This is a genomic window from Leptospira gomenensis (assembly GCF_004770155.1).
Taxonomy (GTDB): Bacteria; Spirochaetota; Leptospiria; order Leptospirales; family Leptospiraceae; genus Leptospira; species Leptospira gomenensis.
This window is the reverse complement of sequence record NZ_RQFA01000039.1, coordinates 62,140-77,573: the sequence shown is the minus strand read 5'-3', so window position 1 is coordinate 77,573 and position 15,434 is coordinate 62,140. Positions and strand designations below refer to the sequence as shown.

Annotated in this window: 13 protein-coding genes; 5 read left to right on the top strand and 8 right to left on the bottom strand. The window is 47.0% G+C overall.

All coding sequences use genetic code 11. The features are described from left to right. Positions 1–8: 8 nt before the first annotated feature. From EHQ17_RS10220 to EHQ17_RS10210, 3 genes are read right to left on the bottom strand one after another with little or no spacing between them, the layout of a single operon-like run. Positions 9–2,078, bottom strand: coding sequence for a TonB-dependent receptor plug domain-containing protein (locus EHQ17_RS10220; RefSeq protein WP_425460699.1), 2,070 nt, complete (start codon positions 2,076–2,078; stop codon positions 9–11). Between the two features lie 46 nt (positions 2,079–2,124). Next, complete coding sequence (locus EHQ17_RS10215; protein ID WP_135593204.1) at positions 2,125–2,826, bottom strand: HmuY family protein; 702 nt, start codon at positions 2,824–2,826, stop codon at positions 2,125–2,127. Between the two features lie 12 nt (positions 2,827–2,838). Then, positions 2,839–3,423, bottom strand: a complete 585-nt coding sequence (locus EHQ17_RS10210; protein ID WP_135593206.1) for an LIC20153 family lipoprotein — start codon at positions 3,421–3,423, stop codon at positions 2,839–2,841. A gap of 195 nt (positions 3,424–3,618) precedes the next feature. Here EHQ17_RS10210 and EHQ17_RS10205 point away from each other — a divergent pair, with 195 nt between their 5' ends. After that, entirely contained in the window at positions 3,619–4,344 is a 726-nt protein-coding gene (locus EHQ17_RS10205) for a leucine-rich repeat domain-containing protein (RefSeq protein ID WP_135593208.1), read from the top strand. Positions 4,345–4,348: 4 nt separating this feature from the next. On the opposite strand, the gene EHQ17_RS10200 is transcribed toward EHQ17_RS10205, so the two are convergent. The 5 genes from EHQ17_RS10200 to queA form a co-directional block, all read right to left on the bottom strand. Beyond that, on the bottom strand, positions 4,349–5,083 hold the full coding sequence (locus tag EHQ17_RS10200) for a hypothetical protein (protein WP_246057518.1): 735 nt from the start codon (positions 5,081–5,083) through the stop codon (positions 4,349–4,351). 872 nt (positions 5,084–5,955) lie between these two features. Further along, the gene (locus tag EHQ17_RS10195; RefSeq protein ID WP_135593209.1) at positions 5,956–6,264 is read right to left on the bottom strand and encodes a YbaB/EbfC family nucleoid-associated protein; all 309 of its coding nucleotides are present in this window, start codon (positions 6,262–6,264) and stop codon (positions 5,956–5,958) included. 116 nt (positions 6,265–6,380) lie between these two features. Continuing rightward, positions 6,381–7,760 carry a hypothetical protein gene (locus tag EHQ17_RS10190; protein WP_135593211.1) on the bottom strand — a complete coding sequence of 460 codons (1,380 nt, stop codon included), beginning with the start codon at positions 7,758–7,760 and terminating at the stop codon, positions 6,381–6,383. 279 nt (positions 7,761–8,039) lie between these two features. Next, a complete protein-coding gene (locus tag EHQ17_RS10185; protein WP_135593213.1) occupies positions 8,040–9,659 on the bottom strand; it encodes an AAA family ATPase in 1,620 nt (539 codons plus the stop codon). Between the two features lie 33 nt (positions 9,660–9,692). Then, positions 9,693–10,745, bottom strand: a complete 1,053-nt coding sequence (gene queA / locus EHQ17_RS10180; RefSeq protein WP_135593215.1) for a tRNA preQ1(34) S-adenosylmethionine ribosyltransferase-isomerase QueA — start codon at positions 10,743–10,745, stop codon at positions 9,693–9,695. Between the two features lie 88 nt (positions 10,746–10,833). Between queA and EHQ17_RS10175 the strand changes: the two genes are divergently transcribed. From EHQ17_RS10175 to EHQ17_RS10160, 4 genes are read left to right on the top strand one after another with little or no spacing between them, the layout of a single operon-like run. Next, on the top strand, positions 10,834–12,225 hold the full coding sequence (locus EHQ17_RS10175; RefSeq protein WP_135593217.1) for a glycosyltransferase family 87 protein: 1,392 nt from the start codon (positions 10,834–10,836) through the stop codon (positions 12,223–12,225). Between the two features lie 8 nt (positions 12,226–12,233). Then, entirely contained in the window at positions 12,234–13,385 is a 1,152-nt protein-coding gene (locus tag EHQ17_RS10170; protein WP_135593219.1) for a glycosyltransferase family 4 protein, read from the top strand. After that, positions 13,382–13,972: an LIC20162 family protein gene (locus EHQ17_RS10165; RefSeq protein ID WP_135593221.1), complete on the top strand. Its 591-nt coding sequence runs from the start codon at positions 13,382–13,384 to the stop codon at positions 13,970–13,972. Before EHQ17_RS10170 ends, EHQ17_RS10165 begins: the two co-directional genes overlap by 4 nt. 9 nt (positions 13,973–13,981) lie before the next feature. Continuing rightward, entirely contained in the window at positions 13,982–15,367 is a 1,386-nt protein-coding gene (locus EHQ17_RS10160; RefSeq protein WP_135593223.1) for a hypothetical protein, read from the top strand. The last annotated feature ends 67 nt before the right edge of the window (positions 15,368–15,434 follow it).

Genomic DNA, 15,434 nt, shown 5'->3' with positions numbered 1-15,434 from the left:
ATCGGTTTTTAAAACTGAGCGGAAAAACCGCCGTAAAAAAAGCGGGGCCGAGTGGGATTGTAGGCTAGTTCGTATTGATTGAGCACGTTATCCACACCGCAAAAAAGGGAGAAGTGATTGTCGAAAAATTTCTGTTCGATCCGCACGTTGATTATGGTGAACGGTTTACCGTAGGTCACGGGAGGATTTTCGTTCAACTTCACTTCGCTGGGAATATAATCCTGACCGGCTGCGGAAATGTTGTTCGTGGAACTGTAGAAGGGACGTTTGTCCAGATGTTTTGCCCTTAGATTGAATTGAAATCCGCCGGGAGTGTTGTAGAGAAAGTTCGCCGATGTTTGATGAAGCGCTCTGCCTTCCAAAGGACGATCCGTGGTAAGATCTCTCGTATCCGTGTGATTGTATCCGAGTTCCAAAGTGAAACGTTTGAGGAAGCGATATTGGATTCCGAATTCGCCTCCTCTCGTATACGCTTTCGCGATATTCTGAAGTTGGAATTCGGCGAATTCCCTTCCTTGATTGGAATCGAATTTATACTGGATCAGATTGATGATGTCGTTTCGAAACGCGCTGAGGGAAAAAGTAAGGAAGTTGAACGGCGAATATTCCAGATCGGAGTTGATGGTGATGGATTTTTCCGGTTTGAGATTGGGGTTGCCTTCCACGACGTAACCGACCGCAGGATTTTCGAAACGAAGATACAATTCCTGAAAGCTGGGCGGACGAAATCCTCTCCCGTAACTCGCCCTCCAGACCAGATTTTGAAAGATGTCATAACGTGCCGCTAGTTTCGGAGTGGTCTGATTTCCGAATTGGGAATCGTCGTCGTAACGGATTCCGGGAACGATTCTGATTCTAGGAGAACGGGATACGGTCCATTCGTCCTGAAAGAACGCGGCTTTACGCGTTCGAAAGACGTAGCGATTTTGAAGACGATCGGATTCCAATTCGTTCGCAAAGGATTCCACTCCCATCGTGAGGAAATGGCGCTCCGAGGCTTCCCAATCCAACTGCAACGTTCCTTGCGAAGTCAGTTCGGAGTTCAGTTGTTTTACGTCGAGTTCGTCCGAACCCCTTTGGTTGTTGTAGTATTTGTTTTCCCACTTGGAGATATTTCCGCGAAAGGAAATCAGATTCTTTCTACCGAAACCGTATTCCAAAGAACCGGTCGCGAGAAAGTCGTGCGTTTTATTGTTCCTGTCGAAGACCGCTCTGGATTGGGTGACGTCCACTCCGTTTTGATCGCGATGTTGGTATAAAACTCTCGTCTTCGCTTTGAACTTTCCTTCCGGGTTGAACGTGAGGTTCAAACCGGTGTTCAAATCCTGATATGCGTTACCCGTCGTCGCCTGAGAATCCGGAACCAAACGATATCCGGGATTTTTGTTGTAACCTGCGGAAACCGCACCGCTAACGAAAGGATTCTTAAACCCCATATTCGCGGTCGTGTTGAATTCTCCTTCCGTGTTGAAGTTTTTTCTGCTGCCGTTTCCGTATGTGGTTCTCGTTTCGAAGCTGAGGGGTTTGTCCGCCTCTCTCGTGATCAGGTTGATCACTCCTCCGATGGCGTCTGCTCCGTATAACGCCGATGAGGCGCCCTTTACGATTTCGATCCGCTCCAGATTTTGTACCTTAAACCGGCTGAGATCCACGGCGTTGTTCAAACGGCCGGCGATCCTTTCTCCGTCGATCAGAATCAGCACGTATTGGGAATCCAAACCGAGCATACGCACCCTGGAACCTCCGAAAAAAGGAACGACGTCGATACCCAACTGGGTTTCTAAAACCTCGGCTGCGTTTCTCGCGCCGCTGGCTTCGATTTTTTTTCGGGAAATCACTTCGGTGGCCACGGTGGAATCCTTCAGTCTGCGTTCCCCCCGGGAGCCCGTCACCACGATCTGAGAATCTTCCTGGGTTTGTCCGTTTTCCTTTTTGGATTCTCCGTTTTGCTGAGATTGTGTCTGTTCCTCTTTCGACAAACCGTTGTTAGTCGATTCTTTTTCGAGTTGGATCGTTTCCTTTTTGGGTTTCTCGTCCTGGGAGTGCGAAGGAGCCGCGAAAAAAAACGGAATCAGAATGCAGAACGTTGTAAAAAAAAGGGATTTGAAATGCCGGGACATGAAGTTAATACGGGATCTGTTTCCACTTTACGGTAGGATAAGCGGACGTCCCTTCGGCGCTGTAGTATCCGATTACTTGAAATACGTAGTATTCGTTTCCGGTATAGGAGCGTATTATGAAAATCTTATTATTCGGCTGTAAAAAAGCGAGGCTGTAGTCGAACCATTTATTGAGCACGTCGCTTCCTACGTAGTTCGTTTGTACTCCGCCCGCTCCGAGTTCGGAAACGTTCGTGTCTACGGAAAAGGACGCGTTCGGACATCCCAAGGAAGTGGAAGAGCCGGCCGCGGCTACGTTGAAGTTCGTGATGGGAGGATCGGTCATACAAGAGCCTCCGTTTCCGGAAGGATTGGTAAGTCCGCTGTTCGTCTGCAGTTTGAATCTTTGAAAACCTACGTCCCAACCCGGAGCCGAATCCGGAACGGCGGCCTGTGCTAAATTAGAAAAATTGAATTTAACCCACGTGTCGTACGAGATCGCGCGGACCTTGGTCGTATACGATCCGTCTGCGTTCGATTCCGTGGAAAGGATCTTGGAATTGGCGGCGTCTTCGAGTTGTTTTTGTAACGCGACGAGGGATTGTTTCATTGCGAGTTCGGTTTCGTCGATCGCCGGATTTTGTCTCGCGCAGAAAAGAAATAGAAACAACCCGGATACGATCCCAATTCGTTTTAAAAAAGGTCTGTTCTCCGGGATGAAATTCATGAAGAAAACTTCCTAGTTTTTAACCGTGATTTGGAACGTCGTCGTAGGAGGTTCGTTCGTTCTATCGGCGAGATAAAAGATGAAGTAATAGTCGCTTCCGCGTCCGGAGTTGGTGTTCAACGTATAGTTGAAAGGACCGTTTCCGGAATACGTTCCTTCGCTCGGAGTTACGTAACTTTCACGGTTCACGTCGTAGCTGGAGGAAGTCAACGGACAGTTTGCGGTGTTGTAAATCATCGGTGAATGTGTGCCCAAACCGACCGCGTTTGTCGCCACGTCCTCATCGGAAACGTTCATTCCGGTAAACGAGATCACGTCTCCGTTGGCGGCTCCCGCAAACTTAACCGCAGCGATGGAGTGGTTTACAAAGGGAACTTTTCCGTATACGAGGGTTTGGATTTGTTGAGTCGCTTCCATTGCGGGAAGTCCTGCGACCCTGGTTCCGAGTGTTGCGGAACAGTTATAGCCGGAGCTCAAACCGGCCAATAAAAAGACCATAGGATCTATATCATCCTCTTCTTTTTTACATTGAATCATAAGTCCCAAAACGAGACTCAAAAGGACTGCCGTTTTTGCATAGTTTCTAAAAGTTTGCATAGTATCTCCTGACAGAATTCAAAATCTCATACCACTTTCTTTTTTTGAAGATGAGAGTCAAATTCAAAATCAAATGTGTTCCCCCGGGATGGATCGAGTTTCGGTCATTTTTTAAAACGTTATTTCTCTTTGGATTCTTTTTCGGATGGAAAATTGAATTCTCATTCCCGTAGTAATTCCGGAAACTCGGTTGGAATGGATCTCGTTCGTTTTTGGTCTGCCGTTTTATTCTGTATTTGGATGGGCTTTTCATCTTGTACTTTTTTAGAGGAAAAACCGGTGTCGGGGGCGATTCCGGTTTATTCTTCGAACGGGAAAATTCTCCGTTATTATCCGTATTCGATCCGCTGGATCGGTTTCGGTCCGGACGAACTTCCGGATACGACTCGCCTCGCCGACTTCCGGGAATTGGTTTCGTTGGAAATTCTCCACCCGAATTTCGAAAATTTGGAGGAGCTCAGTTCCCTAAAATCCGTGGGCTTTTTGAACGTAAACGGAACGAAAGTAAGGAACCTCTCGCCTCTTTCCAAACTTCCCGCCTTACACAGTTTATATCTTCACGGAACCGAGGTGGACGAAACGGATCTGTCCCGTTATCCGGGAGTGAGCGGATTGACAAAACTCGGTCTTTACAAAACCAAGATCCGGGATCTTTCGTTTATCGGATCGGAGTGTAAACTAAGACAACTCGATATCCGCGGCACCGAAGTTTCCTCTTTGGAACCGATCGCCGGTTGCAAAAATCTTTGGGAACTTCGAATCGGAGATACGAAAATCAAAGAATTGAAATACGTCTACGAAATGAAGGATTTAAGATATTTAGAGTGGTCCGGTCTACAAATCTCCAAAGAGGATTTGGAAACGATCCGTCTCCGTCTTCCGTATTTGAAATTGGTCCCAATGTATTTGCGCTCTTTTTAATACTTTAATATTTTAATGGACCCGCTTCTCCCGGATTCGTGTACAGTAGTATATCCCCTTTTTCGACTGGAATCCCTTCCGCGGAAACCTGTCCCGTGGTTTCCACCGTTTCCAAGGCTCGGACGGGATATCGTTTCCCGTTTTCCTTTTCCAAAACTAGGAACGCGTTCTTACGTACGCGTGAAAGTCGCAATCCCCAGACTTCGAGAATTTTTCCTCCGCTTTCCAATACGAGCGCGCTGATACGACGCGTTTCCGAAGAAGCCGCCTTTCTGTATTCGGAGGCGGGCGTTCCCGGAATAAAATCGGGGGAAACGGAAATTCGGTTGGGTTCCTTGGATTCCAACTCGAAAGAAAGATGATCACAATCGTAGGCCCTGAGAAGAGCCCAGCGATTTCCGGATTCCCGATTGGTGAACATCCTACAGGATTCCGGAACCAAACGGAGAAAACCGTTTTCTCGAACCGCCTTCCCTTCGATCCTGGTTTCTTCCCGGTTTTTACTTTTGGTAACGCTCAATTGTGTGAATACGAATTTGGGATGTTTGCGTTCCAGATCCAAGAACAGTTGTCGCACGAAATATCCCTCTTCCAAGGTTCGTATTCGGGAATAGTATTCTCCCGAAACGATCGGAACGAAGCTCCGCCTCGGATCTTTTTTTTCCTCGGGAAAGGAGCAAACCGAAAATAAAAAAAACGCGGTCGTCAAAACCAGGGCAAACGGCGGAACGGACCGAATGAGAGGACGAGACTTAGGAAATAGCGGATCCAATTTGGTTGCTCCTCATAGAACGAAAAAAGATTCCAACGACATAGGCGGAACTCGCGTATCGTTCCTGCGTTTCCTAGGATTGGTCCAATGACTTCGCTGAAAACCGGATTCGAAATACGAGTTTGTCTATGGGTTCGGATTCTACCGGTTGTATTTTTTTCGAGGCCTGTTCCTTAGATACCGTTTTTCCCTTCGTCTTTCTATCGGATTCAACGAAACAAATCGGAGCCGAATTCGTCTAGGCCTTGATTTTAACCGGAATCGGCGGTCTTTGAAACCGCTTCCTGTATCGATCAAAACGGAAAAAATCGATCTCCTATTTTTGGAGATTCGGGATGATGAGGTTCGCCCGACGCTTCCATTTTGGTCGGCTTTTTCGATTCGAACGATTTTCTTTTCAACGATATCCGCTCTCCTGCTGGTTCCTCCGCGGTAGGTTTTATACATCGGATTTCCGGCCCCGACTCGGAACGTAGAAATGACTTTTTCAGAGAGACGGTTCGCGGCGCTCCGCAAAGAGCGCATAACGCACAAAGTTTGGCGCGGATTTTTTTGTCTTCATCTGCGGTGAACGGATTGTCTCCCGTTCAAAAGAAAGATTTTGGTTTTTCCGGCGGAGTAGCGTTCCTTCGATTGTTCTCTTCCTTTTTCTGGCTTTCCACGGGAGAACCCGAAACGACGATCGCCAAAGTAAAGTTAGGCGTAGATACGTTCGGGATTTCCGGATCCGTTCCGTCCGGGTCAAACGTCGCCGTCCCTCGTTTCTTCCAAAGAGGAAAAATCCGAGTTTCAAAGAATCGAATACGAATTTCAAATAGACGATTGCAAATGATCTACGATCATTCGAAACCGGGCATCATTCCCCGAAACTCCCCCATTTTTTCCTCGGCCGCTTTTTGAGCCAGTTCCAAAGAACGGGTGACCGCTTGTTTTACGCTTTTTTGAAGAAGTTTTTTATCGTTTTTGGCCAGAAGTTCGTCCTCTATGAGGATGTCCTTGATATTGAGTTTCCCGTCCGAGATGCAGGTCACCAAATCGTTTTTCGATTTCGCCTCAAAGGAAAGGGCCATCAAATCCTTTTCCAAACGTTTCATCTTAACGCGCATTTGATTCATCTGTTTCATCGATTCTAACTTATTGCCGAACATCCTAAAAATCCTTTGCGATGGTTTCGATCGAAGACGTAACGCCGCTAACACGGAAACGTTCGATTCTTCCGTTCAGGTTTTCGGCGGGTAAAAAACGGGCAACTAGAAAAGTCGGCTTAGAAAGAAAGCTCCATTCCCAAAGAAGTGAAATACTCCGTATAATACTGGGAATAAGCGGGAAGACGGAACGGACCCACGTCTGTGTAAATCACTCCCTTGGAAAGGTTGTTGCGGAAGTTCATAAAAAAGATCGCGTTTTGAAATCCCGTTTTCCCGCGAAAACTCGCCGAAAAAGAACGAAGCGGTTCTTCCACTTGGTTGATCCCCGTGTTTCTCTGAGACATGAGATTATAATAGTTGTTTCCGAAAAAGAGGGAATATCTTCCCGCAGGATCGAGCAACATCGTAAAACCCAAAGTGGTCGCGTCCGATTCCGGAGTGATGTAAAGCCCGTTGTTTTTTACCGTAGGATCCGCGGTATAACTGTATCGTATATTCAGAACGATCTTCGTTAAATCGATGAACATCGAAAAACGCGCCGCTTCGGGATTGTAATATCCTCTTTCTTTTTCCTTGTTGAAAACAGAAGTTTGAAACGAGATTCGTTTAACGGGTTGTATGCTCGCTTGCCATTCGATGACTCTTCCTCCTCCGCTTCCCATCGCTTGATTTCTTAAAATCGGATTTTGTCCGATGTTCGGATCCGGATTCGTCGTTTGTGGATTCGTTGCGGAGGAAAATACTCGGTTCGAGGAAAGGCCAGCGTTTCCGAAAGAACTTCCCGAAACGATTCGAGCGCTAATGAACTCGTTCGGTTTAAAGGAAAATCCCGCCATGGAATATCCCTGTTCCTTATGATCGGAAGTGTAAGGAAGGGTGTTGCCCGTTTTTAGGATCGCCTCCACTCCCGGAACAAGAGTGTAGCTGAGTTCAAGAGCGTCTAACGTGGATTGATTGACTCCGGTCCTATCTCCGCTTCCGAACGGATCCGATTTGCGTCCTTTAAAAGTCGGAGCCGAATCCGCAAACGGTTGTGCGGGAAGGATCGAGGAAATCAACTGAACGTTCCCCTGTTTCCCGCCGAAAAATTTCGATCCCGTCCATAATTGGTTGGAATCGCTCCACAGAAAATCGGGTGTGTTGTGGATCGTGTTTCTCCCAGGGAGAAACGGACGACTTCCGCCGAGGCCCGGTTGAAGAAAGGAAAATTCTCGGTCTTCGTCGATTCCGGAATTCGAACCGAGTTCATCGGAGGGAACGGCCGGTTTGCGGAATGTCCAAGCGGAAAAAGTCCGCACGGACGGATTTTTTTTCTCGGCGTCTTGCCTTGTCGGAGTCGGATTTTTTTCCGTTTTATGATACGGGGAAGTTTCCGGAATCGCGAAAGGATCCGGTTCCCGAACCTGAGCGAGAGAGATGAGTACGCCCAGACCAGCCGCGGAAATTCCGCTGATCAAAAGGGATGATTGGATGTTGAACGCTCCGATCAATCTCATAGTTTTACTATCGGCATTTCGTAACAAAAGTGACTTTCACAAACGGAATGATCCGAAATTCGAACTGCGGGTTCCTTTGCATAAGGAAGAATCCGAAATCACCGTCTCTAACTGGTTTACCAGTATATCATACGATCCAAAAACGGAATTGAGCCAAGAGAATCCTATAAATGATACGAAATGAAACGTCCCGATTCTTTCTTGTCGATTTCAAAATCGGTATCCCGGCGAAAAAGGAATTTTGAACTCGATTCTGTCTCATACAAAGGGCGCACCCTTTTATTCGTGTTCTTCTTCCTTTTTACGGTCGATTCGTTCCTCAATTAAATGGAACAAACTACCGATCGGATATTTTCCGTTTTTGCCGAATTTTCCAGCGGGAATTCCGAAAACTTCCGGAATCAGCTCTTCCACGTGCGAACAGGTAAACACTTGGAATTTTCCCTTGTCCATTGCCTTTCGAATCGGAGCGGGAAGGTTGAGATCTCTGAGATTGGCCGAAGGAAGGAACACCTTATATTTGTCCTTGGGACTTCCGGCGATCCGAATCACTTCATACCACGCGGCGATTTTTGTGTTCACCGAACCCACGGGAAGAATTTCCCCGTATTGCGACAAGGCCCCCGTCACGGCAATGTTGCAGGGAATTTCCAAACCGGACAAAGCCGAAAGAATCGCCAGTAATTCCGCGCAACTCGCCGAGTCTCCGTCTATCGGCGAATAATTCTGTTCGAACAGGATCGACGCGTCGAGTCCGAAGGATTGTATATGCGAGAACATTCCTTTAATATAAGATTGTAATATGAAAACTCCCTTATCGTGTAAATCTCCGGAAAGATTCACTTCCCTTTCTATGTTGATGAAGTTTCCGGAGCCGAGCGCGACCCGTGCGGAGACCTGATTCACTTGGCCGAAATCCGAAAGCGAGGAATGAAGCAGGATCACGGAGAGGCCGTTGATCCTTCCCGTTTTTTTCCCTTTGAGTTGGATCGCGGTCAGACCTTCCCGTACACTTTCCAGATATCTGCGTTTGTGAACCGCGACTCTTTTTTCGATCAGTTCCGGGGCCGCTTCCACTTGCGCTCGGGAAATCGTTTTTCCCTTCTTAAAAAGGACGAGTAGTTCTCCGACGAACGTTCTGAGTTCCGCGAAGGAAAGAGAAAGTTTCGTTTTGCTGTCGTTCCAGCGAAGCGCGATTTCAAGTAACGCGTCCACTGCGGAGGAATCGAACAACGGATAACCCGGTTTTTCCCACGAACGGATCAGTCCTCCGAAAAGTTGGAGATTCTTTTTGCTTTTCATCACCGCTTCGTACGGGAGATGAATCTTAAACGAAAAGTAATCGTAAAAATCGGGATCCACTCCCGAGATAAAATCCACCTCTCCTTCTTCTCCCGCGAGGATCAAACGGAAACGAGTGTTGACCGAGGGATGAAAACGGTTCATCTCCTTGGAACCGGTCATTTCCGGAAGCGTGAGGAAGTCGATTCTCCCGGTTTGTAACACGCCTTTTAGCAAAAAATAAAGATTCGGATCCTCCGTAAGAGCGCGCATCGGAAGAAGAAGAAATCCTCCGTCCGCTTCCGCCATGGTTCCCGGTCTGTATTCCGAGTTTCCCGGAAAACCGGCCAACGTTAAAAATCCCGGATGAGGATCACAGACCACCTTGGAATTTTTCTTGAGACCGGCGATATACTCTTGCAACAGGGTGAGGTTGGATTCCAAACCCGGACCCGTGAGGAGAATGTTGGAGAAAATTCCCGGGTTGTCCAAAGCCCTCGGTAAGGAACTCAGTTCCTCCCTATGAAACGCGAGAAAATCGGGGAGTCCGTTTTTCGGTTTTTGTTTTCCGGCGTGAAGTTTGATCTCTGCTTGTGCGGAAGTTATACGTTTGATCACTAAATACGATGGTTCACGAACTCGCCCGAGGGTTCAATCAGAAACTTCCGGACGTAGAATCAACATCGCGTCTCCGTAGGAGTAAAACCGGAAATTCTCAGAAATCGCTTTTTGATACGCGTCCAGTAGAAGCCGTTTTCCCGCAAACGCCGACACGAGCAATAGAAGGCTGGAACCGGGAAGGTGGAAGTTGGTGATCAAACCTTCGCAACTTTTCAATACGTCTTCGGGTTGGATAAACAGTTCCGTATTTCCTTTTCCCGATTGGAAAGAATTTATTTCCGAATGGAAACAGGATTCGAGCGCGCGTAGTGTGGTCGTTCCGATCGAAACGATTCTGCGTTTTTCACGTTTGGCTTTTGTGAGAGCCTCGGCGGTCGTATCGTCCAAAAAGAATTCCTCGCGATGTAGTTTCTTGCGGAGAAAGTTTTCTTCCGTAAGAGGTTGAAAGGTTCCGTAGCCGACCGAAAGTTCCAAAGTATACAATCCGATTTTTTTAAGTTTTAATTCTTCGAAGATTCGCTCCGAAAAATGAAGTCCTGCGGTGGGAGCTGCGATCGAACCCGGAGTTTTTGCGAACAAGGTCTGATAGCGGATTTCGTCTTCGGAATTCGCTTCGCGTTTGAGATAGGGAGGAATCGGAATTTCTCCGATACGATCGAAATCTTCTTCGCTAAGAAAGGACTCCGGTCGTACGAATACGAATTCTTCTCGTTTATCGATCGTCGTAAAACGGATGGATTTCGTTTTATGGTCGAGAAGTACGTCTCCCGTTTTTATCTTTTTTGAATTTCGGATCTTACACTTCCAAACTCCGTTTTCCGCTTCCAAAAACATACTCTCGTGGATCCGATCGTTCCGGGAAAGATAGACCCTGCGTTTGCTGACCTTGGTATGATTGGCGACTAATACGTCCCCTTCCCGCAAGTGACCGAGAATGTTTTTGAACGCGGGTTCGATTCGGATCGAACCCGATCCCGCATCGACGACCATCAGTCTGCTTTCATCCCTTTGTGAAGCCGGAAATCTTGCGATATTATCTTCTGGTAAATCGAATTCGAATTCTTGCAAATCGGAGAACAACATCCTAATTGCAGTGGATCCGCGGAGTCGTCGTAGGTGAACCAAAATTTTATTGGTTGGCTTTTGAGGTGCGGTGGAAAAGTGTTTCAGAATGCGATGGAAAGACCGAAACGCCTGGATTCTTGCGGGAACGATCTTGTTTTTTTCACTTCTGTTTATAAACGGGATTTCCAAATCCTCGAATCGCTCCGACTTTAAGGACTACTACAACGCCTCCGTTCGTTTCACCCAAGGAGAGAATTTATACAACCTCGAACAGATAGACGAAATCCTGACCAAACTCAAATCGGGTGAAATCAAAATCGAGGAAGCGTTTACACCGAAAGTTTTTCTGCAACTCAAGGAAATGATGGAAGGACTGGGTTCTTATATTTATCCCCCTACGTTCGCGTTTTTACTCATTCCGATTTCTTATCTTCCGTACGAGGCGGCCTCCGCCGTTTTTATGAGTTTGAATTTTTTGGCGTTTCTCGGTTCCTTGTATATCCTTTCGTTTCGGTTGAATCGAAAGTGGAACTTCGCCTTTATCCTCGCGCTTTGTCTTCTCAATCTCCGTTTTATCGAAAACCATCAGAACAACAATCAAGTAGGATTCCTTCTGATTTTTCTGATTCTCTTCGCGATCCATACCGAAAAGGATTGGCTTTCCGGTCTTTTGCTCGGTCTCGCGATCGTGATCAAAATCACACCGGGCGCGTTCGTGCTTTATTTTATCGCGCGCAAACGTTATGCGGCCGTTCTTTATACGTTGTTGTTTTCCGGTTTATGGATTCTCCTTCCCTGTATCTACGCACCCGCGTTCACGTTGGAGATGACTTGGACTTGGAAGCAGCTCGTCTTGGATAACTATCTTAAATCCCCTTTGTTCCGTGCTTGGAAAAACAACCAAAGTTTGAACGCTACGCTTGCGAAATATTTTCTCAACTACGCGGACGTTCTCAATCAATCCCAACTGGGATATCCTCTCCGGGAACTCCCCGAGGTCGCGGTGAAGGCGATCTACTACGTACTTTCTCTCGGACTCGTGATCCCGTTTTTCATCAAGACGTTTGTTAAAGGAAAGGAAACGTTCGCGTTAGGATGTCTTTTCGTCTTTTCCGTGATCTTCAGCGGGATTTCCTGGGTGCACGCGTTCGTATTCCTGATCGTTCCTTCGGGAATATTGTTGGACCGGGTTTGGAAATTCGCGGAAACGGATCTGGCCCCGGTTTGGAGGACGACACAAAATCCGGTGCGGAAGGCCGTCGAAAGTGTGGGTCTGTTTTGGAAACGGGAAAAAATCGGATTTTTCTTTTTACTCGGATCCATTACGATTCTTGCATGCAATCGTTCGATCATCGGAGGTGGAGCGGAAGAACGGTTGATGATGGCTTCGTATCTTCTTTACTTCGCGATTTTCGAATACGTCCTGCTTTTGTTCGCGTCCGGGAGTTCGACGTCTAAGGACCAATCTCCCGTTTCCAGGAACCTTTCGACCAAGTAAACATTCCGATGTCTATTCGAACCAACGAACTCAAATACAAACCTAGGGTCGGAGTGGACGTGCGTCCACTCGCGTACGGAATCACGGGAAATTCGAGATATCTCGCGGAAGTTTTGCGTAGATTGATTCGAAACGATTCCCCCTTGGAATATTATCTTTATTCGAACAAACCGATTCATACGGTATTTTACGATATTCTTTCGAATCCGAATTCCCGTTTTTTTTTGGCGGGAAAACTTCCGGGAGTGGCTTGGCTCAACTGGACGATTCCGGGAAGGATCAAAGAGGATCGACTCGATATTTTTTGGGGAACCTTACAGCTCCTTCCGATCTCTTGTAAAGGAGCGTTGACCGCGGTCAACTATCACGACTTGAATTTCCGATCCGCGCCGGAAACGATGACCACGGCCAATTACTGGCAACACAGGATTCTTTCTCCGGGAACGTTAAAACGCGCCGACCTTGTCTTTTGTCTTTCCGAAAACACCCGATCGGACATCTTAAAATTTCGATCCGATTTGGATCCGAAATTGAAGGTGGTTTATCCTGGGGTGGAGTCCTTCCCTCAGCTACGAGAGCCGTTGTGTACATTACCCGAAAATTATTTATTTACAATCGGAACCTTGGAACCTCGCAAAAATTTAGGGACCTTGGTCGAAGCGTATCGAAAGATCAAACGATCGGATCCTTCCTATCCTTACCCGCTTGTCATCGCGGGAAGATTGGGATGGAAGTCGGAGGGATTGACGGGACTTTTAAAGGAAGGAAGTCTCGAATCGGAGGGGATTTTTTTCGTGGAAAATCCGGCCGACGAAACGCTCGCCTGGTTGTATCGGAATTGTTCCTCGTTTATTTTCCCGTCTCTACACGAAGGATTCGGTCTCCCTTTGTTGGAGGCTTTGCGCGAGGGGAAGATTTGTGTCGCCTCGGACATACCGGTCTTTCACGAAATTCTGGATCGGAACACGGATCTATTCGCGGATCCTTCGAACGTGGATTCTTGGGTCGGAGCCTTATCCGATTTGAGAAGGAAAAAATTGGAACGGTCCTCGTCGTGGGACGCTTCGCGTTGGACTTGGGATGAGACGGCAAAAAAAATCGAAGACGGTTTGATTTGTCTTTGGAAACACAGAAAGGAACTACCTCTTCAAAAGATATGAAACGAAATCGAAAAAGAATTTATCCCGGTTGGGATTCCTTAAACGGAGGGGAAGCGGACGTTTCTTCCGCGATTCTTCGGATTAATTTTTTGCCACCCGTTGTGATGACGTTCGTTTTGGGAGGAGCGCTTTACGTATGTTACTCGTTAGGCGGATTCGCGTCCGAATATCTGCGTCGTTTTGTGGAGTTTTTGCTCATTCCCAAGGTGCTCAATCTTCCGATTTTGCAGAATCCGCTTTTGTATTCCTCGGCCGGATATCTCGTCTTCGGTTATATCGGTCTTGCCTTCGTGTTCGACTGGATCCGTTTTCTACGGGGAAGCGTTTTCACTTCCGTATATCTCCGGGGAGACGTATTATATCTGGAAACCCGCTCTTTGACGGGTCGGAACATTCTCCGTTGGAAGCGGACCGAAAGCGGAGCCCGGTTTATCCACCAAACAGGTGTTTTGCGAAAACTTCTGGGATTGGAGAGAATTGTGATCTCGTTACCGGATATGGACGGCGTCGAGGGTCGGGGTTTTATAAGCCCGTATTTTTTCCGGAAAAAAAACGGCGACTTACTCCGCGGCTTGTCCTTATATTAGAAAAAAAGAATGCGCTTCTTTTCGGAAAGGACGGGATTTTCCCGTAACGGAATTTTCACCGGTTTTCTCGCGCTTTTTATACTTTGTCTGTTCTTTTTCGATCTTCGTTTTCTTTCGAGACATTACGATTGGGACGCGATCGTATACGCCTACAACATAAACTCCGATCTCCTCTGGAGGATCTTTTATAACCCGCACCATTTAGGATTCGAAAGCACCGGTTATCTTTACCTTAAGCTATGGAGGGAATGGTTCGGAAAGGAATCTGTGATGTTCGGTCTTAGGCTTCGTATCCTTTGTTCCGCTCTGTTGTTCCTTTTCTTTTTTATCTGGATGTACCGTAAAATCTACGCAGACACGTTAGGCGCCTTTATACTAGGTCTCGCGGTCCACTGCTCCCAGGCGTTCTGGTTTTACGCGCAACACAACGACACTCCTTTGATCCATTCCTGTCTCACCGCATCGTTGTATCTGCTCTGTGTCTATTACGCGAGAAAAGGTCATTCCCCGTTTTCGATATCCGTACTTTTTTTCGTACAGTTATGGAGCGTCTATTTCCACCAGACGGACGTATTGTTTTTGCCCTTGGTCCCAGTTTCGATGTTTTGTTCTCCGACTTGGAAAGGCGGAGACTTTTCGTTTTCCAAAAAGTTGAGATTCTCCTTGACGTATTGTTTCGTCCTCGTCGGAATTTTGACCCTTTCCTATTTATACGTCGGTTTTATCGTCCTCAACCGCAATTTATCCGCGCCGTTGGACAGCGAAAGAAACTTTGCGAATTGGCTTTTTTTATACGCGACCAAGGACAAATGGGGGAATTCGCCGGATTCGAAAAATTATGTACTCAATTTCTATCGTGGAATCGGGGATGCGTTTCTCAACTTCGAAGGCGTAAAGAACGGATTACGAGTTCGGTGGAACGATTGGAACTCCCGGGAAACGGTTCCTTACAACCTCAATCTCGTTTTTTGGATCTCCGTTCTTTCTGTGTTCTTGATAAACATAAGAACGATCTGGAAAAAATTCCGTCCCGAAGTCCTTTTGTTCGCTTTTTGGTTGGTGCCTTCGATCGTTTTTTACACTTGGTGGGAGGGATATTTTTTCGAGTTTTGGGTAGGAACCTCGATCGGAATGATTCTTCTCGCGGCGCTTTGTTTTCAATCCTTGGAACGAAATTCCCTACGATACGGAAGTCGGGCCGTAGCACATACGATCCTAATCGTTTGGGTGACGTTGTTGTTTTTGGTGAATTTCGGTTATTCCACTTATCCCCGTTCCGTAAAAAAAAGCGTAAGTTATATCGAAGGAATCGAATTCAAATTGGATTCCATTTTACCGGAAACGGTTTATCCTCCCGAAACCGAATCTCGGAAAAACGGGTTGTGGGAGCCGTAATCAAGGACGGAACCGGTCCAAATTGATGTTGTAAGGATATTCTAGTTTGAAAAACTGCTCTTCGGGT

What these genes read in the sequence shown, in the direction of transcription:
- EHQ17_RS10160 (WP_135593223.1), top strand. Translation starts at nt 13,982, where the DNA reads ATGCGCTTCTTTTCGGAAAGGACGGGATTTTCCCGTAACGGAATTTTC.
- EHQ17_RS10210 (WP_135593206.1), bottom strand. Translation starts at nt 3,423, where the DNA reads ATGCAAACTTTTAGAAACTATGCAAAAACGGCAGTCCTTTTGAGTCTC.
- EHQ17_RS10170 (WP_135593219.1), top strand. Translation starts at nt 12,234, where the DNA reads ATGTCTATTCGAACCAACGAACTCAAATACAAACCTAGGGTCGGAGTG.
- EHQ17_RS10205 (WP_135593208.1), top strand. Translation starts at nt 3,619, where the DNA reads ATGGATCTCGTTCGTTTTTGGTCTGCCGTTTTATTCTGTATTTGGATG.
- queA (WP_135593215.1), bottom strand. Translation starts at nt 10,745, where the DNA reads ATGTTGTTCTCCGATTTGCAAGAATTCGAATTCGATTTACCAGAAGAT.
- EHQ17_RS10195 (WP_135593209.1), bottom strand. Translation starts at nt 6,264, where the DNA reads ATGTTCGGCAATAAGTTAGAATCGATGAAACAGATGAATCAAATGCGC.
- EHQ17_RS10190 (WP_135593211.1), bottom strand. Translation starts at nt 7,760, where the DNA reads ATGAGATTGATCGGAGCGTTCAACATCCAATCATCCCTTTTGATCAGC.
- EHQ17_RS10175 (WP_135593217.1), top strand. Translation starts at nt 10,834, where the DNA reads ATGCGATGGAAAGACCGAAACGCCTGGATTCTTGCGGGAACGATCTTG.
- EHQ17_RS10215 (WP_135593204.1), bottom strand. Translation starts at nt 2,826, where the DNA reads ATGAATTTCATCCCGGAGAACAGACCTTTTTTAAAACGAATTGGGATC.
- EHQ17_RS10165 (WP_135593221.1), top strand. Translation starts at nt 13,382, where the DNA reads ATGAAACGAAATCGAAAAAGAATTTATCCCGGTTGGGATTCCTTAAAC.